The sequence below is a fragment of the Acidaminococcus sp. BV3L6 genome, from assembly GCF_000468835.1.
GTDB classification, from domain to species: domain Bacteria; phylum Bacillota; class Negativicutes; order Acidaminococcales; family Acidaminococcaceae; genus Acidaminococcus; species Acidaminococcus intestini.
The window spans coordinates 19973-41929 of the sequence record NZ_AWUR01000053.1 but is presented as its reverse complement, the minus strand read 5'-3'; the positions used below and the strand labels follow the sequence as shown (position 1 = coordinate 41929).

20 protein-coding genes are annotated in these 21957 nt (G+C 52.4%); 2 read left to right on the top strand and 18 right to left on the bottom strand.

What is annotated here, in order from left to right:
* Positions 1 to 192: 192 nt before the first annotated feature.
* The 18 genes from HMPREF1246_RS09605 to HMPREF1246_RS09520 all read right to left on the bottom strand — a co-directional run bounded on the left by HMPREF1246_RS09605 (position 193) and on the right by HMPREF1246_RS09520 (position 19359).
* Positions 193 to 822, bottom strand: a complete 630-nt coding sequence (locus tag HMPREF1246_RS09605; RefSeq protein WP_009015089.1) for a V-type ATP synthase subunit D — start codon at positions 820 to 822, stop codon at positions 193 to 195.
* 3 nt (positions 823 to 825) lie between these two features.
* Positions 826 to 2217 (bottom strand): V-type ATP synthase subunit B, encoded by a 1392-nt coding sequence (locus tag HMPREF1246_RS09600; protein WP_009015090.1) that lies wholly within the window; start codon positions 2215 to 2217, stop codon positions 826 to 828.
* The gene (locus HMPREF1246_RS09595) at positions 2210 to 3982 is read right to left on the bottom strand and encodes a V-type ATP synthase subunit A (RefSeq protein WP_009015091.1); all 1773 of its coding nucleotides are present in this window, start codon (positions 3980 to 3982) and stop codon (positions 2210 to 2212) included. Before HMPREF1246_RS09595 ends, HMPREF1246_RS09600 begins: the two co-directional genes overlap by 8 nt.
* Before the next feature lie 11 nt (positions 3983 to 3993).
* A complete protein-coding gene (locus HMPREF1246_RS09590; protein WP_009015092.1) occupies positions 3994 to 4320 on the bottom strand; it encodes a V-type ATP synthase subunit F in 327 nt (108 codons plus the stop codon).
* A 25-nt stretch (positions 4321 to 4345) separates the two neighbouring features.
* Entirely contained in the window at positions 4346 to 5341 is a 996-nt protein-coding gene (locus HMPREF1246_RS09585) for a V-type ATPase subunit (protein WP_009015093.1), read from the bottom strand.
* Position 5342: 1 nt separating this feature from the next.
* Positions 5343 to 5951: a V-type ATP synthase subunit E gene (locus HMPREF1246_RS09580; RefSeq protein ID WP_009015094.1), complete on the bottom strand. Its 609-nt coding sequence runs from the start codon at positions 5949 to 5951 to the stop codon at positions 5343 to 5345.
* A gap of 17 nt (positions 5952 to 5968) precedes the next feature.
* Entirely contained in the window at positions 5969 to 6445 is a 477-nt protein-coding gene (locus HMPREF1246_RS09575; protein WP_009015095.1) for a V-type ATP synthase subunit K, read from the bottom strand.
* A 24-nt stretch (positions 6446 to 6469) separates the two neighbouring features.
* Entirely contained in the window at positions 6470 to 8314 is a 1845-nt protein-coding gene (locus tag HMPREF1246_RS09570) for a V-type ATP synthase subunit I (protein ID WP_231368284.1), read from the bottom strand.
* A gap of 5 nt (positions 8315 to 8319) precedes the next feature.
* Entirely contained in the window at positions 8320 to 8631 is a 312-nt protein-coding gene (locus HMPREF1246_RS09565; RefSeq protein WP_009015097.1) for a hypothetical protein, read from the bottom strand.
* Between the two features lie 352 nt (positions 8632 to 8983).
* The gene (locus tag HMPREF1246_RS09560; protein ID WP_021737382.1) at positions 8984 to 9658 is read right to left on the bottom strand and encodes an energy-coupling factor transporter transmembrane component T; all 675 of its coding nucleotides are present in this window, start codon (positions 9656 to 9658) and stop codon (positions 8984 to 8986) included.
* Entirely contained in the window at positions 9655 to 10467 is an 813-nt protein-coding gene (locus HMPREF1246_RS09555; RefSeq protein ID WP_035224771.1) for an energy-coupling factor ABC transporter ATP-binding protein, read from the bottom strand. Before HMPREF1246_RS09555 ends, HMPREF1246_RS09560 begins: the two co-directional genes overlap by 4 nt.
* On the bottom strand, positions 10460 to 11326 hold the full coding sequence (locus tag HMPREF1246_RS09550; protein ID WP_016459843.1) for an energy-coupling factor ABC transporter ATP-binding protein: 867 nt from the start codon (positions 11324 to 11326) through the stop codon (positions 10460 to 10462). The genes HMPREF1246_RS09555 and HMPREF1246_RS09550 overlap by 8 nt, the downstream gene beginning before the upstream one ends.
* On the bottom strand, positions 11319 to 11888 hold the full coding sequence (locus HMPREF1246_RS09545; RefSeq protein ID WP_021737364.1) for a tryptophan transporter: 570 nt from the start codon (positions 11886 to 11888) through the stop codon (positions 11319 to 11321). Before HMPREF1246_RS09545 ends, HMPREF1246_RS09550 begins: the two co-directional genes overlap by 8 nt.
* Positions 11889 to 12063: 175 nt before the next feature.
* Positions 12064 to 13401, bottom strand: coding sequence for a pyruvate carboxylase subunit B (locus HMPREF1246_RS09540; protein ID WP_016459844.1), 1338 nt, complete (start codon positions 13399 to 13401; stop codon positions 12064 to 12066).
* A gap of 86 nt (positions 13402 to 13487) precedes the next feature.
* On the bottom strand, positions 13488 to 14528 hold the full coding sequence (locus HMPREF1246_RS09535; protein WP_021737373.1) for a lactonase family protein: 1041 nt from the start codon (positions 14526 to 14528) through the stop codon (positions 13488 to 13490).
* A 25-nt stretch (positions 14529 to 14553) separates the two neighbouring features.
* Complete coding sequence (locus HMPREF1246_RS09530) at positions 14554 to 15807, bottom strand: SLC13 family permease (protein WP_014128045.1); 1254 nt, start codon at positions 15805 to 15807, stop codon at positions 14554 to 14556.
* A gap of 117 nt (positions 15808 to 15924) precedes the next feature.
* The gene (locus HMPREF1246_RS09525; RefSeq protein WP_014128044.1) at positions 15925 to 18198 is read right to left on the bottom strand and encodes a hydratase; all 2274 of its coding nucleotides are present in this window, start codon (positions 18196 to 18198) and stop codon (positions 15925 to 15927) included.
* Positions 18199 to 18237: 39 nt separating this feature from the next.
* Positions 18238 to 19359, bottom strand: a complete 1122-nt coding sequence (locus tag HMPREF1246_RS09520; protein WP_009015106.1) for a 2-methylaconitate cis-trans isomerase PrpF family protein — start codon at positions 19357 to 19359, stop codon at positions 18238 to 18240.
* A gap of 89 nt (positions 19360 to 19448) precedes the next feature.
* Between HMPREF1246_RS09520 and HMPREF1246_RS09515 the strand changes: the two genes are divergently transcribed.
* On the top strand, positions 19449 to 20312 hold the full coding sequence (locus tag HMPREF1246_RS09515; RefSeq protein WP_009015107.1) for a LysR family transcriptional regulator: 864 nt from the start codon (positions 19449 to 19451) through the stop codon (positions 20310 to 20312).
* A gap of 259 nt (positions 20313 to 20571) precedes the next feature.
* The gene (locus HMPREF1246_RS09510; protein ID WP_009015108.1) at positions 20572 to 21915 is read left to right on the top strand and encodes an MATE family efflux transporter; all 1344 of its coding nucleotides are present in this window, start codon (positions 20572 to 20574) and stop codon (positions 21913 to 21915) included.
* Positions 21916 to 21957: the final 42 nt, after the last annotated feature.

The window sequence follows — 21957 nt, the reverse complement described above, 5'->3', positions numbered from 1 at the left end:
AAAATCCCTGCCTGAAATCCTTAGGATACCGGCAAGAAGACTGGCAGCTGCCACTGTCTTTCAGCTTCCCTAGATTGGATAATTCCATTGTAGCGGGTTCCATAGGTTCCGTCCAATACTTCCTCCTGCCGGGTTTCCATACGGGTAAGGCATAAGAAAAGAAGGACCCCTGCTGCCTGCAGGGGTCCCTCCTTATTTGGCCATGATTTCCTTGGCTTTCATGAGGCGTACCGTACTGGCACGTTCATTTTCCGAAAGCTTCATGGTAATATACTTGATATTTTCCTGCATTTCCGGAATCATGACATATTCCAGGGCGTTGACGCGCCGCCGAGTCTTTTCGATTTCATCGGCGAGCATATTGCAGGTCTTTTCCACCTCAGCAAGCTCCAACAGATCGGGCAGGTACGAGGTAAGATTTACGACGGCATTATCAAGTTCTGCCGACGTAAAGGTAAAGGCATAGGGCACGCGGGTCTCATCATCCGTTGTCGCGCCCGTGTATTTGATGGTCGGGACGTCAACGCTCATGACGTTTTTCGTCCCTACTTCAAATTCAGCGCTCCGTGCCGGATAGAGAAGGGCTTCACTCATATAGAGGGACCCCATCTGAGCCTTTGCCTGGACAAAATGCTGGGATACATCGGACAGAGCTTTTTCCATCTTCTGTCTGAGTTCGTGGTTGCGCCGGATGTAAAGCATAAACTGGCGCACCATTTCATCCCGTTTGTCCTTTAGGAGCTTATGCCCCCGCACTGCCGTCGCGAGCCGCTTCTTGAGGCGGGTCAGCTCCATTCGTGTCGGGTTCACAGTTGTAGCCATGGGTTATTCCCCCTCAGAGCCATCCGCAGGTTTGTAGTACTTATCCAAGTATTCGTCACGGATACGTTTCAGTTCGCCCTTCGGCAGGATGCCCAAAAGCTTCCATCCGATGTCGAGGGTCTCCTCGATGGAGCGGTTGGTTTCATACCCCTGGGAAACATATTCCCGTTCAAAAGCGTCGGCAAATTTTGCATAAAGCTTATCTACGCGGCTCAGGGCAGAATCACCAAGGATCGTGGCCAATTCTTTTGCCGATTTCCCACGGGAATAGGCAGCAAAGAGCTGGTTCATCGTATCCGCATGATCTTCACGGGTCTTTCCCTTACCAACGCCCTTATCCTTCAGTCGGGACAGGGATGGCAGGACGTCAATCGGCGGTTTGAGTCCTTTCCGATACAGCTCGCGGGAAAGGATGATCTGACCTTCCGTAATATATCCCGTAAGGTCAGGGATTGGATGGGTCTTATCATCTTCCGGCATGGACAGGATTGGGATCATCGTAATGGAGCCCTTCTTGCCGCGGATCTTCCCTGCCCGTTCGTACATGGTGGCAAGGTCCGTATAAAGGTAGCCAGGGTAGCCGCGGCGGCCCGGAACTTCCTTACGGGCAGCAGAGACTTCACGCAGGGCATCGGCATAGTTGGTAATGTCCGTAATGATGACAAGCACATGCATGTCCATTTCAAAAGCCAGATATTCGGCTGCCGTAATGGCCATACGCGGCGTGGAAATACGTTCGACAGCCGGGTCATTGGCAAGGTTGATGAACATAACGGCACGGCTCAGGGCACCGGTACGGTTGAAGTCTTCCATGAAGAAGTTGGCTTCTTCGAAGGTAATCCCGACAGCCGCAAAGACAACGGCAAATTTTTCATCCTTGCCGAGGACCTTGGCCTGACGGGCAATTTGGGCAGCCAGCTGGGCATGGGGCAGACCGGAACCGGAGAAAACCGGCAGTTTTTGGCCGCGTACCAGCGTGTTCAGGCCATCGATGGCACTGACGCCGGTTTGGATAAATTCGGCAGGATAGTCACGGGCAGCCGGGTTCATCGGAGCCCCATTGATATCGAGATATTCCTGGGGAATGATCTTGGGCCCACCATCAATGGGGTTGCCCATACCGTCGAAGACGCGGCCCAGCATATCCGGAGAAACACCGAGCTGGATCCCGTGTCCTACGAAACGAGCCTTGGCCGTGGAAGCCTGCAGACCCTGAGAACTTTCAAACAGCTGGACCAAGGCACGGTCCCCATCAATCACAAGGACACGGCCGCTGCGGACTTCGCCGTTAGCCTGATGGATTTCCACCAGCTCGTCATATTTCACGCCAGCTACATGATCCACCGTCATCAGGGGGCCGACGACTTCCCGGATTGTCTTATAATCTTTACGCATTGTCGCCACCCTCTTCCGTCAGATCGGCAAAGGCCTGATCCAAATCTTTGAACAGCTGGGCAAACTTCTCATCCCGTTCACTTTCAGGAATATACTTGGCACGGCCAATCTGTTCCCGGACGGGCATATCGATGATACGGTCCAGCGCAATATGTTTGCCAGAAAGGTCCAAGGCCTTCTGGTACCACGTAATGATCAGTTTCAGCATATCGTACTGTTTTTCCAAGGAAGTGTAGGTATCCACTTCATGGAAAGAGTTCTGGTGAAGGAAATCTTCACGGATGGAACGCGCACATTCCATGGTGATGCGGTCCTTGAAGCCCAAGGCATCGATACCAACCAAGCGGACAATTTCATTGAGGTTGGCTTCTTCCTGAAGGATTTCCATGGTGGTTCCAACAAGCTTTGACCAGTCAGGAGCTACTTTGGCATCGTAATACTTACGCAGGCGGTCCGAATAAAGGGAATAGCTCTGCAGCCAGTCAATGGCCGGGAAGTGACGCGCATAGGCAAGGGCCGAAGACAGGCACCAGAAAACCTTGACAATGCGAAGCGTCGCCTGGGAAACCGGTTCAGAAATATCACCGCCCGGAGGAGATACAGCGCCAATGGCCGATACGGCCCCCACACGCTCATCCTTACCCATACATTCCACTTCACCTGCCCGTTCATAGAATTCAGCTAAACGGGAGGCAAGGTAAGCCGGGTAACCTTCTTCGCCCGGCATTTCTTCCAGACGGGAGGACATTTCGCGAAGAGCTTCTGCCCAACGGGACGTGGAGTCAGCCATAATGGCGACTTTATAGCCCATGTCACGGAAATATTCCGCCAGCGTAATGCCCGTGTAGATGGAAGCTTCACGCGCGGCAACAGGCATATCGGACGTATTGGCAATAAGGACCGTTCGCTTCATCAAGGGAAGGCCCGTTCTCGGGTCATTTAGTTCCGGGAATTCGTTCAGTACGTCCGTCATTTCGTTGCCTCGTTCACCGCAGCCGACGTAAATGATGATATCGGCATCAGCCCACTTGGCAAGCTGGTGCTGCGTAACGGTCTTGCCCGAACCAAAAGGCCCCGGAATGGCGGCCACACCGCCCTTTGCAATCGGGAACAGTGTATCGATGACGCGCTGGCCCGTGACCATCGGTTCATCAGGAGCCAGTTTCGACTTATAAGGGCGGGCCTTACGGACAGGCCAGGTCTGGAGCATAGGATATTCCTTGACAGTTCCATCTGCTTCCTTTAATTTATAGACCGGTTCCGTAATGGTAGCTTCACCGCTAAAGACCCATTCCACAACGCCGCTCTTACCAGGCGGCACCATGATCTTATGAAGGACGGCCGGGGTTTCCTGGACCGTACCGATGACATCACCGCCGGAAACTTCGTCGCCTACCTTGGCCACGGGGACAAAAGCCCATTTCTTTTCCCGGTTCAGTTTCGGCACATCAATGCCGCGGGTAATGCGGTCGCCTTCTGATTGATAAATGACTTCCAGCGGGCGCTGGATGCCGTCAAAAATACTTTCGATCAGGCCTGGGGCCAGTTCCACGGACAGCGGGGAACCTGTCGATTCCACCGGTTCGCCCGGACCAAGGCCGGCCGTTTCTTCATAGACTTCGATGGAAGCCTTATCGTCTCTTAATTCGATGACCTCGCCGATCAGTCGCTTTTCACTGACGCGGACCACATCATACAGTTCCACGTCCTTCATGCCTTCAGCAACGATCAACGGGCCGGATACTTTAACGATCCTTCCGCTCATCGGTTATCTCCCTACCCTTCTTTGAATAGAATATCGGCACCAACGGCTTTTTCCACATTTTCCTTGACCCGCTTCATCCCAAGTCCCAAGGACTTGCTGCCAGCAGGAATCGGAATAATAGCCGGGAAAGTCGCCGTCGCATATTCATCGATGACATCAGCCGCAAGACTTGCTGCCATTTCCGTAATGTAAATGACGACATACCCTTCATCAGCCAGTGTGTGGAGCCGTCGTTTGATCTGGTCCGGCTCTTGTTCATAAAATACATCAAAGCCTACTGCCTTGAAGATCATAACGGAGCTGGGATCACCGACAACAGCAATCTTATTCTTATCCATATCTTTCCTCCCAAGCTTCGCGATCTTATGTGTAGATTTCAGGCAGCTCTGCTTCAAAGCCGCCGGCAAGGGCCCCAAAAATCAGGCGCAGGGCCTCGGCTTCAACCTCGCGGGCATATAGGTACCCTACAATAGGCCCTAAGGAGTCCGTCTCCCATTTGGCAAGGCGGATGATCTGCATCTTGCCTTCCTGCATACGGCGGGCAATGATGCCGAGGTCTCCGGTCTGGGCAAATTCGTTGATAGCCTGGACGAGATCCGCACCATGGGCGCCCTGATTGAGGCGCGCCCCAAGCTGTTCAGGCGGCGTATCAAGGCATTCTTCAAAGACAGTCCGGGGAATCTCGCCGGCGTCGACGAGGACGAGGCGGAGCTGACTGAGCTCCCAATGGAGATTCTGGGCCCGGATCAGGCTCAGTGTATTTTGGAAATCGGCCCACAGGGAGAAATATGCTCGAATGAATCCTTTTTCGTGCTTTGCGTCCATGATTGCCTTGGCATGGCGGAACATCGCCCCATCCACCATAGCGCTGAAAACAAGGGGATCGGCCTCACGGCCGAGTTCCGACTCGATTTCATTCAGTGTATCGCGGTAGACTGGGGGCATGTCCTCGTAATACTTGGTCTGGATCATATCCTTTAGCGTATCAAGGGGGAAGTTTCCTCCATCACGAAGGATCTCGTCGGCACTTGTCCCCAAAAGGCGGGCCTTCAAAAGGGCCTTGATATTATGGGTATCGACGGGCAGGAGAAAAAGTCCTGTCAGTTCCGGATCGGGCGTCAGTTCCTTAATTCGTTTCCTCGTCAGCTGAAGCTGACCGCGGATGATGAGATCGATCTCGCCCGTGGCCAGTTCCTGCTCCGTTGCCGCATTTTCACCGTAACCGGTTTCCAAAAGCAGTTTCTGTGCTTCCTTAGTGGAACCGGCTTCGGCAATGCGGCGAAGCTGGGACGCCGATAACAAATGCGTGGAAAGGACGCTGATCCGGCCCAGGGCAAATTCAAAACTGGGCTGGGCCATGTTACTTCACCTCCGCGTCAAACAGGATCCCTGCTACGCGATATTCCTCCTCGCTGCGTACATCTCTCAGGAGCGTGGCGAAAGAGCCATCGTAGTCACAATCCTTCCCTCGGATGAGGATCCCTTCCTTGAAGGAAGCCGTCTCGCTGTCCAAGGTCATTTCACCTTTCTTTCCCTGGTCCACAAGGGTCTTGTTGATCTTAGAAAGAAAACCATTTTCATAGACTGCGCGGTCCTTAGCGGGTACAACCAGCGTTTCCGTCCCTTCCACATCACTTTGGGTGACGATGGCAAGGATCAGCTTTTCCCAGGTTTCTTGGGGAAGCTGGGACAAGCGGAGCGCTGCTTGGTCAAAGGCCTCCTGGATAACGGCCCGCTGAGCGGCAAGGCTGTCCTTGCGGCTCTTGAGGTCAGCAATCAGCATGAGACGGCCGGCCGCTTCCTTGGCATCTGCCTGGGCCTTTGCTTCAATCTCCGCTGCGGATTCCTTTGCTTTCCCGAGGATACGGCTCTTTTCCGCTTCCGCTTTTTGCTTTGCTTCCGCTTCAATCGCCGCCGCGCCCTGTCTAGCTTCTTCTTCTATCTTTTCAATGATTTTGTTGCCTGCCACGACGCGTCCACCTCTCTTTACAGTTTCACACCGTTGACCATGATGAAGGAAATCAGAAGGCTCAATACGGCGTACGTTTCAACCATAGCGGTCAAAATGATGCCTTTACCGGTTTCTTCCGGACGTTTTGCCGTCAGGTAGATACCGGAAGCAGCTACCTTGCCCTGATAGATACCAGAAAGCAGGCCGCCAATACCCATCGGCAGACCAGCAAAGAGAAGGGACAGGCCCTGATAAAGGGTGAGGTCCTTCGGAGCTCCGCTGACAAGACCAATATTCATGATGATGACAAACCCAATCAATAGACCGTAAATGCCCTGCGTACCAGGAAGGGCCTGAAGCACGAGAACCTTACCAAACTTATCCGGATCTTCACTGACAACGCCGCTGGCAGCCTGGCCGGCAATCCCGACACCCATGGCGCTGCCAACGCCGGCAAGGGCAGCCGCAATGGCGGCGCCGCAGATAGCAAGAGCTGTTCCTAAACTAATCATGATTCATATCCTCCTTAAATTGGCTTATTTCACGATATCCGTGTATTTGGTGCGAAGCGCCAGCGGAACAAACGCGCGGCCGCCTGCTTCATAGAACTTACCAAAGAATTCAATGTACTGCAGCCGGGAGCTGTGAACAAAAGCACCCAGGATGTTGATGATGATATTGAAGAAATGACCGCCTACAAGAACGACCACAGCGGCGGCTGTTCCCACAGGTCCAGCCGCAATGAGCATCTGGGCAACCGTATTGATGACCATGGCGATGACGCCCGTTGCTAGACCTAAGGCAAAGATACGGGAATAGCTCAAGAGGTCACTGAGGTAGCCACTGATGTTATAAAGGCTCAGGACACCGCCAATCAGGCGGCTCACGATTCCCTTCTTATCCCGTCCCCCAAATAGGACGATGATGGCAGCGCCCAAAAGGGCGATATCTTTTCCGATACTGCCTGGTACAAACGGCATGAGGAAAAGACCGGTAAAGAGGATGAGCCAGCTGAACTGGTCGCAGACAGCCCCCATGATGTCGCCATCGCGAATCAGGAGATAGGCCTTGGTCAGCATCCCCAGCGCCAGATGAAGGATGCCAAGGCCAAAGCAGAGGGCAAGCATCTTCAGTGGTTCATTCATAGGGACAAAAAGCAGCGGATGCCATTCCAGGCCAAACCAGCCGCCAAAAAGTGCCCCCCAGATAATGGTTGAGATACTGCCAAAGAGGCAGACCATAACGAGCTGACCGCCCAATCCCTGGGGTTTTACTTTCTTCATGACAAGATAAAGCAAGATCGTCAGGACAAGACCGTAGCCTGCATCAGAAAGCATCATTCCAAAGAAGATGAAATGGAACGGTGCCATTAAAAAATCAGGGTCGAGGGTCCCGGCCTTAGGAAGGGAGTAAAGCCCAATGACGGATTCATAAGGTGCCACAAGCTTGTTGTTTTCAAGGACCGTCGGTGGGATTTCCCCTTCGTTAGGATTCCGGAAGGTCAGCTGGTAAGCATCCGTTACCCCGCTGATGACCTGTTCCACATGTGACTGCCTATCCCCGCGGATCCAGCCTGTTAGGACAAAGGCACGTTCTGTTTCGATGCCGGCATCGGCAAGGCGGTCCTTTTCCGCACTTAGCTGATCATAATAGAGCTCAACGGAGGCTTTTTCCTTAGCCGCTTCCTTTGCTTCAAAGCGCAGTTTTTCGGCTTCGATTTCCCTGCCCTTCGCCTCTTCCGCCAGTTCTTTTGCCACGCACCGGGCAAGGCCGCTGCGCTTAGGAAGAACGGCTTCCGTAAATTCATGGTCCTTGAGGAGGTGTTTGACCCCTTCTTCCGCATCCTTGTGAGCAAGGACAACGAGGGCCTGTCCATCGGGAGCAAGGCCATAGGTCTTCATTTCCGCAAGAAGCGGTTCAAGGCCTTCCCGAACAGCGTCCACTTCCTTATCGGGCACAAAGCCTACAAACAGGCGGGTATCTTCCGTAAAACTCAGCTGTTCCAAGGGAATATCAAGGTCCAGCCAAGGATTCAGGCTCTCTATTTGGGTACGGAGGGCGGCTGCTTCACTGTCAAGAGAGGCCACCCGATTAGCCAAGGTATCCACCCGTTCCGTGACCTTCTCACCCGTTTGACTGGGCGTTAGGAAAGCATCATAGGACAGTTCCGTCCGCTTGGGAAAGAGACCTCCCTTGGCCCCGTTCTGCGCCATAAAACGCAGGACCTGACCGGTCTTTTCCAATTGGGCGCTCACTTCTTCCGCGCCTTCAAGGCCTTTTTTCTCCCCTTCGGATTCAATCATGACACTGCCATCTTTCTGCAGGGCCATGAGCAGGGCGTCGCGATCTTGCTTGAGCGCATAAAGCGTCCATTTTTTCATTTTGACTAGCATTCGATCACGACCTTTTCCATAATGTACTTCACCGCATTGTCAAGACGGGCGCGGGCGGCCTCCGCCTTTTGCCGGTCTTCTTCGGCCTTTCGGGCGACAAAGGCATCAGCTTCCTTATGGGCCTTTGCTTCTGCTTCCGAAACGGTCTTCTGCGCTGCCTCCCGGGCCTTTGCCACGAGGGCGTCCGCTTCCTTCCGGGCTTCTTCCTGGGCATCGCGCAAAAGCGTGCGGGCAGCTGCCGTCTTTTCTTTCTTCAGTTCATCAGCAGCCTTTTCTGCAGCTTTGATATCTTCTAACATGGACATGGTCTCACCACCTTTGCTCCATTAATGTGCAGCGTAAAACTGTACATTTTCCCCTACTTCCTCGCAAAAAGAAGATGAAAAACATAACAGCTTATTTCATTATACAATATTTCAGTCAAGAATTGTCAAAAATTCTTCGGATTTTTTAAAATAATTCTATTTTAAGAACTTATGTTATTTCCCTTTATGACCTGCCATCGCGATAAGGTCCGGAAAACAGTGGGAAAAGTGCTGAAACCCCGCATTCCTCCTTATTTTTTAAAGCGAATTGTTCACAAAAAATCCATAAAAAAACTGCCGCTTCACGCAGCAGTTTTTATCCACAAAGAAACGAACCCTGTTTTAGCAGAGGTCAAAGACCTACACGATGGCTCCACAGCGGATAAGCACACAGGAGCACGGTCACAAGGAGCATGAAATAATCCCACACGCCAAGTTTCATAGGCCGGCGATTGCGGTACGTATTGGGCCCAAAGCCCTTAAGTTCCATAGAAAGGGCAAGCGTGTCCGACTTGGCGACAGCCCGCATGACAAGGGGTTTGACAACAGCCAGATAGGCAAATAGACGTTTCAAGGCATTGCCGCGGTTGGAATACCCCCGACAGGACTGGGCGTCAAGGGTGATGGCGCTGTCTGACAGGAAATCCGGTACAAAGCGCAGGGCAGTCGTGAGCATAAAAGCATACTCATAGGGCATATGGAACTTTTCTACAAGAGCCTGGGCAATATCCTGGATCTTCGTCGATGCCAAAAGGCAGAGGAAGGCCGTTGTCATAACAAACATCCGCAGGCCGCCCGTCAGGGCCACTTCAAGACTCGAGCCAAAAAGCATCTGGAAGATGATCATGAGAGCCGTAAAGACCGTCAAGGTTCCGATGGCCGCCATGGTAGCGCGGTCCCGTTTAATATAAAGAAGGATGACAAGTTCCAAGGCAAGGATCATGGCAACAGCCGGGATGGGAAGCAAAAAGACCCAGGCTGTGACAGCAAGGACGAGGACAAGGCGCGTAAACGCGGTCAATTTCATTTTCCCTCGCCTCCTTTCAGCGCAAGCTTGCTGCAGAGCTCTTCCGGCGTCGTCACACCCGTTACTTTCATTTGCGCGCAGATGCGGGAAAGAATAGGCTGTTTCAGTCCCCACGCCTCAATGGGACGCTTGCCGTCAAAAAGCTCCGCTGTAGAGCCATCATAGACGAGGTCCCCATGGGACAGGACGAGGGCCCGTGTTGTATAAATCCGGGCAATATCCATATCATGGGTAATGAGGATGAGTGTCATATGGCGCTCCTGCTGAAGTCTGCCAAGATACGCCATCATATGACGCTTTTCCTGTTCATCCTGCCCGTTGGTGATTTCATCAAGAATCAAGGTCTTAGGCTGAAGCGCAAGGGCCGTCGCAACGCCAAGGCGGCGTTTCTGACCAAAGGAAAGGGCCCGCGGGTAACGGTCCAAAAAAGGCGTCAGTCCCATGGCCTCTACGGCATCCCGCACCTGACGGTCAATGGTGGATCGAGGAAGCTTCTTATTGGCGAGCCCATAGGCCACTTCTTCATAGACCGTATCCCCCAAGATCTGCAGGTCTGGATTCTGGAATACGTAGCCAATCTGATCGGCCAGGTCTGCCGGTTCAAAATTGACAATATCCCGGCCATCGATGAGGACTTGCCCGCTGCGGGGATGATTGAGGGCCATAAAAAGACGGCTCAGGGTTGTTTTGCCGCTTCCATTATGCCCCAAAAGGGCCACCGCCTCCCCATCATGGATGGTACAGCTGATATCGTTCAAGACGGGTATGCCCCGCCGATAGGCAAAGGTTACGGTTTTTGCTTCAATCATGGTCTTTCTCCTTTTCAAAGCGTTCCGCAAGTTCCTGCAGGGCTGCCGCTTCACTGCGCCAATCCTGCAGTGTTACGGGGTACTTTGCTTCAAGGCCCAGTTTGATGCGCCACAGTTCAGGGAGGTTGGCCCGGAGTGATTCCTGGGGAAAGGCCCGGCGGGCGGCTTCCTCAAAGGGACCTTGAACCTTGATCTTTCCTGTTTCCATAAGCACCATATGAGTCATGTAGGGCAGCAGATAATTAAGGTCATGTTCCACAACGACAACGGTCATTCCGTGGGCTTTATGGATCCGGTCCACAAGGGCATACAGGGAACGAGCCCCATCAGGGTCCATGGCCGAAACCGGTTCATCAAGAATAAGGATATCAGGACGTGTCGCAAGGACGGAGGCCAAAAGCAGGCGCTGCCGCTGTCCGCCCGACAGCTCATCAAGCTGGTAGTTTTCCCGGTCCGGCAATCCGACGTCATTTAAGGCCTCTTTGACGCGGGCGTCGACTTCATCAGGACTGAAACCGTGATTCAAAAGGCTGAAACTGATTTCCTCACCTGCCGTGAGGGAGACCATCTGGCTTTCGTAATCATCAAGCATAATGCCAACGCGCATGGCAAGATCCGAAATCTTTTTATCGCGGATATCTTCGCCGAGCACTTCTACCGCCCCGGCATAGCGGCCGCCATAGTAGGTCGGCACAATCCCCGTCATGGCCCGGCAGAGAGTCGTCTTGCCGGCGCCGCTGGGTCCTGCGATGGCCGTAAAGGAACCTTTTTCAACGGAAAGATTGATATCCTTCAAAAGAACATCGCTCTGGGGATAGGCGTAATAAAATCCCGAAAGACGGATGACACTGTCACTCATGGTCTTCACCTCCTGTCGTATGGAATACCTTTTCTACCGGCCTATAAAGGACCTGTGTAATGAGTGCATTGAGGACAGCAACGACAAGCACGACAGGCAGCATGACCTTGAGCCACGTGGAAAAGGGAAGACCCAGGACAATACAGAGGATGTTCGTGAAAACAGAACCACTCACAAGGGTGGCAAAAAAGCCGATGATAAGGGGGCCCAGACGAAATTTTCCCAGATGGAGGGAGACAAAAGCCTTCACAAGAAGGCAGGCTGTCAAGGACCCTGCAATTTCACTGGCAATGTTGCCCAAAGGAAATGCCGATTTGGAAGAAGGCACAATGGTAAGCCCTGCCACAAATCCCGTCCCCAGGGCGCGCAAAAGACCAGGATGAGTCAAATTGGTGGTTATGGAATACATGGCAATGGTCCAGTTGGGCGTCACCCCGCCCACATTGGGACTGATGGTATGCAAAATGACACCAATGGCAAGCAGCAGGGCTGTAATGGCCACCCAGCGGTGACTGTCCCTCGCAGCTTCCACGGTGATGAGTTCCGGTACTTCTTTTTCCATCTCCTATCCTTCCTTTCTTCCGTTGTAATGGATTATCTTCCTAGTGTATTTTTTTCAGATGGCAATGTCAATGGCATTTCCCCCAGATTGGCAAAAATCCACGCAAAAAGGAAGCTGTCTGAAAAAGACAGCCTCCCTTAGCCGCATAAACGGTCTTTCCTGAGTGTCCCGCTTATTATGCATATTTTCTTTTAAGGAACTCCCCACCCACTTGCGGAAAAAGAAGATACGTAAGGATATCTTCCTCACTTTTTGCAATGTCTCGGCTTGCGGAAACGCCCGCCTGCCAGCCCGGTGCAATCAGGTCAGCTGGGCGACAGGAAAGCGGTTCCAACTCCTTACGAAGGACGAGCTTCTTAAGAACTTCCGCAACAGGTCCAGGCGCTTTACCATATTTCCCGAGGACGTAATCCTTCACTTCCTTTAAAAGGACCTTGTAGCGGCCCCCGCTCATGACATTCATCGTAGCCTGGGCGCCGCACATTTGAGAAAAAGGTGTCCCCAACGGGGGATAGCCCAGATCACGGCGAACAGCGACCACTTCCTTAAGGACCTCCGGCAGGTGGGTTTCCGCATTGAGCTGGGCAAGCTGGAATTCCAGGTTGCTCCGCATCCCGCCAGGGATCTGATGACGCACTACGTTGATGTCAACCCCGCGCAGCTTTGATTCATATTCATGATGGGCCTGCCGCACCTTTTGGAGGTGAGCCGTAATGGGCGCTAGCTTCGTATAGTCAAGTCCTGTATCGCGTTCCGTGCCGGCAAGGACGGCAATCAAGCTTTCCGCGCAAGGATGCCCGGTTCCCAAGGCAAAAGCAGCTGTGTCCACATCTACCACATCGACACCGGCACGGATAACTTCCCAGTAGGTAATATCTGTCATCCCGCCTACACAGTGCGCATGATAGTGGACCGGCACATCAAAGGTTGCCTTCAAGGCCTTGACGGTCTCTACCGCTTCCCGGGGCGTCTTCATCCCGCCCATGTCTTCGAGATGAAGGGCCGTGGCACCAATGTCAAGATAGTCCCGCGCCGTCTTTATGAAAGATTCCACCGTGTGGACTGGACTTGACGTAAACTGAAGATTGGCTTCCACCTTCTTCCCGGCTTTAAGGGCAGCTTCGGCAGCGCGGCGCACATTGCGCACATCGTTGAGGCCGTCAAAGATGAGGAAAATGTCAATGCCGTCACGAGCTGCGGCGGCAACAAAATGATCGACCACATCATCCGGGTAAGGAGCATAGCCCAAAAGATTCTGTCCCCGCAGAAGCATACGCAGGGGCGTCTTCTTCACATGAGCCTTGATTATGCGCAGACGCTCCCAGGGATCTTCTCCCAAAAAGCGGATGCACGCGTCAAAGGTCGCACCGCCCCAGACTTCCAGGGCATCAAAGCCAAATTCATCAAGCGGCTTCAGAACGGGAAGCATTTCCTCCGTCGTCATGCGGGTCGCGATGGCGGCCTGCTGGCCATCACGAAGGTCACAGGACACAAGGCGTACAGGACATAACATGTTCATTCTCCTTTTTACATCAAAAGCTGCGCGGGCAGCCAGTTCAGTGGGCATAAGCAACGGCCTTTCTCCCAAGGCCGGCTGCGTTAGAGGGCAAAAGTCACGCAAACGGGACTATGCGTCTTAATGACATGTTCACCATCATGGAGGCGGCCCGTTTGGGGATCGACATCAAAGATACGGATAGACGCGCCCAGTTCATTGGCCGCAACGAGCATAGACCCATCAGGTACCATACCGATGAAGCGGGGCTGTTTGCCTTTTGTAGGGATCCACTGAACCAGGGAAAGTTTTCCCGTTGCAGGGTCTGCAGCAAAAACGCTCACCAAATCTGCCTTGCGATTCGACACATAGACAAAACGGCCGCCGGGAGCAGACACGATACCGCTTGCCCAGCCATCATCAGTGAAGGTATCAGGCAGGGTTGGCACAATCTGGAAGGGGGATAAGGTCCCTTTTTTTGTGTCAAAATGATAGGCCGTGACGGTGTAATCCTTTTCATTGGAACCATAGCAACAGCCCTTGGGACCAGCAAAGGTCAGATGGCGGGGTTCCGCAATCTCGCGGCTGGGCACCCGATCTGTCGGGGTCAGCGTGCCGTCGTGGTTGATCTTGAAAACGTCAACCTGTCCAAAGCCATGTTCCCGACCCTGGCATGAAACAAGCAGATATTCCCGGGACGGATCTTGAAGGACCTGATGGGGATGAGAAAAATAGTCTTTCTCTTTGCCAGGAAGGACATATTGATTGACACAGCTGCCCACCGTTCCATCTTCCCGGCGTTCAATGACAGAAACTGTGCCCGTTGCAAGGTTTGCCACATAGATCCACTTGTTGCAACGGTCCATGGACAGGTGGACCGGGTTCTTTCCTTCTGTACTTGCCGTATGGAGATAGGTCAGGCGCCCCGTCTTCCGGTCCCGTTTGAAAGCACTGATTTCGCTGAAGTCACCGTGGACGGAATAGAGGAAATTCCCGGTTTCGTCAAAGCATTGGAAAGAAGGGTTCACCAAATCCCCCACGACTTGGATGAGCTTCCAGTCATGACCATGTACTTCGTAAACGGAAATTCCTTTTCCCGTGGCATTGCGTTCCTTTGTCGTTCTCGATCCAACGTAAGCAAACATGAGCATTCTCCTTTTCAGCAGTAAATCAATACACAATCAGTTTGGTCCCACCTACAAGGGAAAAGACCACGACAAGCATAACAGCACAAAAAGACAGGAGGAAAAGTTTCAGGAACATCTTCGACAAATCTTCCGACGAAGCCACTTCGTTCTGGGCTACCGTCGCCATGATGAGGCTGCCGCCTGTGGAAAGAGGGCTGATGCCGGCTACCGTTGCGGCCCCGACCACGCTAACAAGCATATCGACAAGGCGTAGCTCGCCGCCTACCTTGGCAATGATTTCAGGCAGGGTCGGAATGAGGGTTGGAAAGACAACGCCGTTGGCCGAGCTGAACCAGCTCATAAAACCGGCCGTAGCAGCAATGAGCCCGGCCGCCGTGCCTTCCGTCATAAGGGAGGCCAAGAGGTCTGCCAAAAGTTTGATCCCGCCTGCTTTTTTGATGACGCTCATAAGAACGCTGATGCCGCAGATAAGAATCAGGACATTCCAAGGAACAAGCTTTACAGGACGCTTTTTGTCCGCCGCTCCGACAAGCATGAGAAGAAACGCAAGGAAGAAAGAGACAAACCCTACATCCATACGGAAGATGACAACCATGACAACAAGGGCAGCAAGGCCAGCAAGGCAGATCTTCTGTTCCCGCGTAAAGGCTTCACCGCCCACGTTCTGAAGATTCGCGTCAAGGGTCATCCGATAACCGCCCAAGACCACATAAAAGATAGCGGCAATAAAGACGTTTGCTGCCGTAACGCCGTAAAAGACAGGAACCGCAATGCCCGGCACATGGAGGGAAGCCGTGAGGTCTTTTACGATGATTCCCGTCAGGGCAATGGGGGATGCCGTCCCACCAACAGCCCCCAAGATGGCCATGACGGCCATAAGGATGGGGTTCGCCTTCATCTGGACTGCAAGGCTGACAGCAAAGATGACCATGACGGACTGGACAGAAATGGCGCCCGGCCCGGCGGCACTCATGACGTAGGAAACCACATAGATCACGACAGGCATGAGAAAGGGCCTCGTTTTAAATAAACTGATAATTTTTCTCGAAAGAAGTTCCAAGGTCTGGTTATCCTGCAGGAGGGCAAAAAAGTACATCGTTCCCAAAAGGGTCAGAAAAAGCTTGGTTGGAAAACCAGCGACAAGGACTTTGACGCTTATCCCCATTGCGGCCGTCAAGATAAAGCCCAGGGCCAGGGATACGATTCCTACATTGATGTTTTTCCAAAAGCCAATGGCGATGGCTACAATCAGGACCAGCAGTGAAATGGTTTGCATCAGTTCTCCTCTTTTCCATCAAATCATGAAGAAAGAGGAAACAGGACCTTTATCTGGCCTGTTCTGTCCTCGTTTCCTCTTGATAGCGCGTTTAAGGTTTCTTCCTGATAGCTGGGTTTATTTCCCCAGTTTGTAGAAGTTGATGAGACTACCGGCAAGAAGGACTTGCTTTTCTGCTTCCGTCACATCAGGAAGGTTCAGCTTCATCACTCTCGTCTTCCCATCTTCAGAAATGACCGTAGCCTCCACTTCTGTCAAACCTTTTTCCACAGAATTGCGTATGTTCGACAGGTAGATGTATTCACCGGGCTGAAGGTCGATAGGATCGGTTCCGTAGGTGAAAGGCAGGATGCCCCAGTTAACACAGTTGGAGCGATACCGTTTCGTTGCGTATTCGATACAGATATTGGCAAAGCCGCCTAGGACTTTTTGGCAGCTTGCTGCATATTCACGGGCACTGCCGTCACCAGGCCGTTTTGCATAAAGAACGCTGCCAATGCCCGTATGGTTCATGAGGCGGTCCTTAGGCACGAAAATACCGGCCTTTTCCAAGATGGAGAAGTATTCCATGGCCGTTTTCTCATCACCCTTAAGCCGAGCCCGTTCAAATTCGCGGACTGTCTTGGCACGGCCCACGTATTTCGGGTCCTTACGGATCAAGGTGAATGCGGAAATTTTTTCCGGATTGGAACGATAGGATGCCGTTTCACCGGAAGGAATGAGTTCATCCGTCGTCGTGACTTCATCATGGATGACGCTTGCCACCTTAAGCAGAAGGTCATCTGCCAGTTCCGTCATATCAGGCCAGTCGCGGATATCCGGACCATAGACCATTTCCACATCCTTTTCGGCTTTCTTGAAGCCGTTATAGACCGTATTTTCATAGATCTGGCTGTTGAAGTGGTACTTTGGATAGGTAATATCCTGCCATACGTCTTCCGCACTCGTCAGTTTACCGCCGTTAAAGCTCGTTGCAGCAATGCTGCGGGAATCCATGAGGGCAACACAGGAGAACTGGTTCATGGCTGGGTTAGAGCCTTCGCGGTTCGGGAAGTTGCGCGTTGTGTGGCGAATGGAGAATTCGTTGTTGGCAGGTGTATCGCCGGCGCCAAAGCAAGGTCCGCAAAAAGCACTCTTTACGCGGACCCCGTAGTCCATGAGGGTCTTGATGGTCCCGGCTTCCATGAGGGCTGTCATGATCGGCTGACTGGCAGGATAAACGTTGAAGTTGAAGCTACCGACGCCGTGATTCATATATTCAGCCATCTTGCCGACGGCATAGAGGTTTTCAAAAGAACCAGAACAGCAGCCTGCGATGACGCCCTGGTCAACATAGAGCTTGCCGTCGTCATGGATCTTTCCGGCAAGGTTCCAATGGACGTTAGGGTTATTTTCAAAGGTGCGCTTGGCATTTTTGTCGATGATGGAAAGGGCTTCCTTCGGATCGGCAATGATTTCCTTCAGGCTGTAGACATTGCTCGGATGGAACGGAAGGGCAATGACCGGTTCAATCGTATCGAGGTTGACTTCAATGACCTTGTCATAAAGTGCGGCATCGTCCGGTTTCATTTCCTTGTAATCTTCAGGACGGCCGTGGATGGCAAAGTATTCTTCCGTCTTTGCGTCCGTCGTCCACAGTGAGGACAGACACGTCGATTCCGTCGTCATCGTATCGATGCCATTGCGAAAATCCATGGACAGGTTCTCAACGCCAGGACCAACAAATTCGAGAACGCAGTTCTTGACAAAACCGTTCTTGAAGACTTCGCCGATGATGGAAAGGATAACGTCCATGGGACCAACCCAAGGTTTCGGCATTCCTGTCATGAATACGGCAACGACTTTCGGGTACTTCAGGGCATAGGACTTACCCAGCATGGCTTTGGCAAGTTCCGGCCCGCCTTCGCCAATGGACAGAGAGCCCAGGGATCCATACCGCGTATGGCTGTCGGAAACGATGGACATATCGCCGGCACTCACGATCATTTCCCGCATGTACTGATGGATGACCGCTTCATGGGGCGGGACAAAGATGCCTCCGTATTTCTTGCACGCCGAAAGGGCGTATTTATGAACGTCTTCGTTGATCGTACCGCCGACAGCGTTCAGACAATTGTGGCAGTTCGTGAAGACGCAGGGCATAGGAAATTCCTTGAGCCCGCTGGCAATGGCCGTCTGCAGGATGCCAACATAGGTGTTGTCATAGACCCCCATGGAATCAAACTTGATGCTGAGGTTTTCCCTATCGTTCGTCTGACAGTGGGCCTTCAGGACCTTGTAGGTCATGGTTCCCTTCCGCGCGGTTTCAGGGGTCGTGCCAACCTTCTCCTTCCCGCTGCGGATTACTTTATTTCTCATGACATAGGTCGGTTCGCCGTATAACTTGATCATGTTCCCTCTCCTTTTTTCAAGAATCTTTTTTAGCTATCCTTACCGGATGTAGACCGTACCATCCATGATGCGGCGGGCTGTCCGGAGAACGCCACCCTTGACGACGCGGTCACCGTCCATTTCCATATCCACATCCGTAACACCGCTGGCGTGTCCCAGCATGAACTGATGCTGGCCTTCCTTCGGCTTTACAATTTCGTTCACAAGAGTTCCCGGAATAAGTGCCGCAGCCCCCGTGCAGACCGTCACTGTCATGGGATAAGCCTTATGGAGAGCGCCGACAGAAATGCCGCGGACACATAGGTCCATAGATTCCTTCTTGACCGTCTCCCCATCCATGTTCACATAATCCTGTGGTTCGGATATGATGGAAACCTTCGGGATTGACGTGCATTTTGTGCGGGCGTCTTCCCAGTTGTCTACAAGACCGCAAGCCTTGGCAGCAAGGCAGCGAACGCGTTCAATATGTTCCATGACGGACTTATTGGCGTTTAGTTCCATAAGTTCCGTCCCTTTGATGCCGAGGTCCTTGGCCCGGATGAAGACAACTGGGTTGGAGCAATCCATGATGGTTACTTCGATAGGGCCATAGTCCGGCACATCAAGGGTATCCCTCTTACTGCCCGTGGGCAGGAGTTTTCCCGTTGCCGCACCGGCAGGATCCATGAAGTACATATCGATTGGGGATCCCGTTCCCGGAACCCCTTTGATGGTAGCGTCACCATAGACATCGGCGTGACCATCCTTGACGCGGACATGTTCTTCGATGATTTTTTTCGTGTTCGTGTTGTAGACCTTGACAACCGTAATCGGTTCGACCGCTTCCACAAGCCCTTCATCTATCGCATAGGGCCCTACCGCTGAGGATATATTGCCGCAGTTGGCATTCCAGCCCAACGTTGGCTGTTTAATATCAACCTGACAGAATGTATAATCTACGTCAGCATCGAGTCTTGTCGATTTGGCAATAATGGCGACCTTGCTCGTCGAAGATACAGTGCCTCCCATACCATCAATCTGTTTGACGTCCGGTGTGCCCATGACTTTCAAAAAAATTTCATCCCAGGCTTTGGGCTCTTCCGGAAGATCCTCTTTATGGAAGAACACCGCTTTGCTCGTCCCGCCCCGCATATAGACACAGGGGAATTTTCTTACCGCCATGATTTTTGCCTCCTTGGTACTTGCTTTGTGATACAATATTCTCTATACGACTTTATATAATAAATTTCCATTCCAGAAAGGAATTGAAAATGGATACGAAAAAACTCGCTTATTTTCTCCGCCTCCACGAAAACGGGAATATCACCCACACAGCCAAAGAAGCCTTTCTAACTCAATCGGCCCTGACGAAGATGATCCAAGGCTGGGAAGAGGAATTCCACTGCAAACTGCTTACCCGTTCCCGCAAAGGGGTCCGCTTTACACGGGAAGGAGAACTGTTTGTCACCTTGTGCCAGCAGGTCCTTGCTCTCGAAAAAACCTTCCGAGAAGATGTATCGTCAGCGGCCGATGAGCTCACAGGATCCATCACCATTGGGGTCTCCTTAAACTACATGAGCCGCCATTTTCCGACCATCCTGCGCCGCTTTACCCAGACGTATCCCCGCGTCCATCTGACCGTCATAGATTCCCACAGTGAAAAACTCTACAGCGATCTATTGAACCACAAACTAGATATTGCCATCGTCCGCGGCGATTACAAATGGTTCGATACGAAAATTCTCCTTGATTCAGAGCCCTTCTGCCTCGTGAGCTGCCACCCCCTCACGGAAGAAACCCTCTGCCAAGAACCCTATGTGGGACACCGAACAGATATGGACACCAAGTTCAGCATTGACCGCTGGTTCTTTGAAAAAAAACTCACCGTTCCTGACGCCGCTCTATGGCTTGGCAGTATCGATGCCTGCCGCGATGTCATCCAAGAAGGTTTTGGCTGGTCCATCCTGCCCAAGATTTGTCTCACGGAGTTCCAAGGAAACCTGGCACCCATGACCTTCCAAGATGGAACTCCATTCCTGCGCCACACCTATGCCCTCATCTCTCATGGAGAATCAACCGCACCCCATGTCCAGGCCTTTCTGGAAGCCTTGATGACTTATCACAAGATTCTGTAATTTTCTTCCTCTCGATTGTACTGCCCCATTTTCATTCTGTAAAATGATGGTTAATGATGATTAACATTCCTAATTAGAATTTTAATTTCAAAGGCACAACGCCTTGACAACCAGGATGGTCTCCCGTATAATAAATTCACTCATCAGAGGGTACGCTGTTCAAAAGAAACAGTACGCCGGATAAGATGACAGGCTGAAATGCCTGTTTTCTTATCCGGCGTTTTTTATTCCCGCTTTCTCTGCAGAAAGGAGCCTTTTCATGTCTTCACGAATCGATTTTACCTCGGGCAGCGTTCCCCGCGCCCTCATCCACTTTGCCCTTCCTGTCATGTTTGCTCTTTTTCTCCAAGCCATGTACGGCACCGTCGATCTTCTTATCGTCGGTCAGTTCGCTTCCAGCACGGACGTTTCCGCTGTGGCTACAGGATCCCAGATTATGCAGACTGTGACGAACCTCATCAGTTCCCTTGCCACGGGAACGACAGTCCTTTTGGGACAGAAGATCGGTCAAAAAAAGCCTTCAGAAGGCGGCAAAATTGCAGGAGCCTCCCTGATCCTTTTTGCCCTCATCGGCATTGCCTTCAGCCTCTTATTGACCCTGGGTGCGGCCCCCTTGAGCCGCGCCATGAATGCTCCGGAAGCCGCTTTTTTGAAGACGGTCCATTATCTATCCATCTGCGGCGGCGGCGCCCTCATCATGATCTTCTATAACCTCATTGGCGGACTCTTCCGCGGTATGGGGGATTCCCGCACCCCCTTTATTGCCGTAGCCATTGCCTGCGTGTCAAACATCGTTCTTGACCTCCTTATGGTCGCCGTCTTTTCTTTTGGTGCCGCCGGCGCGGCCTTGGCAACGGTCCTCTCCCAAGCCATCAGCGTCCTTGTTTCCTATCACCTCATCTCCAACCGGCCCCTGCCCTTTGCAATGACGCGGGCCCATGTCACCTTCCATAAGGAAACAATCAAACGGATCCTTTCCTTGGGAATCCCCCTTGCCGTGCAGGATCTTTTTGTCGGCCTGTCCTTCCTCATCATCCTCGCCATTGCCAACAGCCTCGGGGTTAATGCTTCGGCCGGCGTAGGGGTCTCAGAAAAAATCTGCGGCTTCATCATGCTGGTCTCTGCTGCCTTTATGCAATCCATGGCGGCCTTTACGGCACAAAACAAGGGGGCTGGCCGCATGGACCGTGCCATCAAGGGCCTTCAGTGTGCCATGGGCCTTTCCTGCGGCTGCGGCCTTATCATGGGCTTTTTCACCTTTTTTCACGGCGACATCCTGGCCGGCCTGTTTACCTCTTCCCCATCCGTTATGGCAGCGGCGGCAGACTACCTAAAAGCCTACGCTTTTGATGCTTTTCTTACAAGTTTTCTCTTCTGTTTCATTGGCTTTTACAATGGGCTGGGTCTCACCTCGTTTGTCATGGCTCAAGGGATATTGGGATCCTTTGGGGTCCGCGTTCCCCTTTCCTATCTCCTGAGCCAATTCCAACCGGTGTCCCTTTTCCATATTGGTCTGGCAACACCGTGCTCAACCCTCATCCAGATTGTTCTTTGCCTTGGCTGCTGGTCCTTGCTCAAAAAGCATCACCCGCACCTACAGTAAAAGGGTCTGTGAAGAAATGATTGGTTCTTCCTGCACAGACCC

Excerpts from the sequence above, each read along its gene's own strand:
- HMPREF1246_RS09550 (WP_016459843.1), bottom strand. The coding sequence starts at position 11,326 with ATGAGTGACAGTGTCATCCGTCTTTCGGGATTTTATTACGCCTATCCC.
- HMPREF1246_RS09525 (WP_014128044.1), bottom strand. The coding sequence starts at position 18,198 with ATGATCAAGTTATACGGCGAACCGACCTATGTCATGAGAAATAAAGTA.
- HMPREF1246_RS09590 (WP_009015092.1), bottom strand. The coding sequence starts at position 4,320 with ATGGATAAGAATAAGATTGCTGTTGTCGGTGATCCCAGCTCCGTTATG.
- HMPREF1246_RS09575 (WP_009015095.1), bottom strand. The coding sequence starts at position 6,445 with ATGATTAGTTTAGGAACAGCTCTTGCTATCTGCGGCGCCGCCATTGCG.
- HMPREF1246_RS09510 (WP_009015108.1), top strand. The coding sequence starts at position 20,572 with ATGTCTTCACGAATCGATTTTACCTCGGGCAGCGTTCCCCGCGCCCTC.
- HMPREF1246_RS09600 (WP_009015090.1), bottom strand. The coding sequence starts at position 2,217 with ATGCGTAAAGATTATAAGACAATCCGGGAAGTCGTCGGCCCCCTGATG.
- HMPREF1246_RS09605 (WP_009015089.1), bottom strand. The coding sequence starts at position 822 with ATGGCTACAACTGTGAACCCGACACGAATGGAGCTGACCCGCCTCAAG.
- HMPREF1246_RS09515 (WP_009015107.1), top strand. The coding sequence starts at position 19,449 with ATGGATACGAAAAAACTCGCTTATTTTCTCCGCCTCCACGAAAACGGG.
- HMPREF1246_RS09520 (WP_009015106.1), bottom strand. The coding sequence starts at position 19,359 with ATGGCGGTAAGAAAATTCCCCTGTGTCTATATGCGGGGCGGGACGAGC.
- HMPREF1246_RS09560 (WP_021737382.1), bottom strand. The coding sequence starts at position 9,658 with ATGAAATTGACCGCGTTTACGCGCCTTGTCCTCGTCCTTGCTGTCACA.
- HMPREF1246_RS09530 (WP_014128045.1), bottom strand. The coding sequence starts at position 15,807 with ATGCAAACCATTTCACTGCTGGTCCTGATTGTAGCCATCGCCATTGGC.
- HMPREF1246_RS09545 (WP_021737364.1), bottom strand. The coding sequence starts at position 11,888 with ATGGAAAAAGAAGTACCGGAACTCATCACCGTGGAAGCTGCGAGGGAC.
- HMPREF1246_RS09585 (WP_009015093.1), bottom strand. The coding sequence starts at position 5,341 with ATGGCCCAGCCCAGTTTTGAATTTGCCCTGGGCCGGATCAGCGTCCTT.
- HMPREF1246_RS09570 (WP_231368284.1), bottom strand. The coding sequence starts at position 8,314 with ATGAAAAAATGGACGCTTTATGCGCTCAAGCAAGATCGCGACGCCCTG.
- HMPREF1246_RS09555 (WP_035224771.1), bottom strand. The coding sequence starts at position 10,467 with ATGATTGAAGCAAAAACCGTAACCTTTGCCTATCGGCGGGGCATACCC.
- HMPREF1246_RS09535 (WP_021737373.1), bottom strand. The coding sequence starts at position 14,528 with ATGTTTGCTTACGTTGGATCGAGAACGACAAAGGAACGCAATGCCACG.
- HMPREF1246_RS09565 (WP_009015097.1), bottom strand. The coding sequence starts at position 8,631 with ATGTCCATGTTAGAAGATATCAAAGCTGCAGAAAAGGCTGCTGATGAA.
- HMPREF1246_RS09595 (WP_009015091.1), bottom strand. The coding sequence starts at position 3,982 with ATGAGCGGAAGGATCGTTAAAGTATCCGGCCCGTTGATCGTTGCTGAA.
- HMPREF1246_RS09540 (WP_016459844.1), bottom strand. The coding sequence starts at position 13,401 with ATGTTATGTCCTGTACGCCTTGTGTCCTGTGACCTTCGTGATGGCCAG.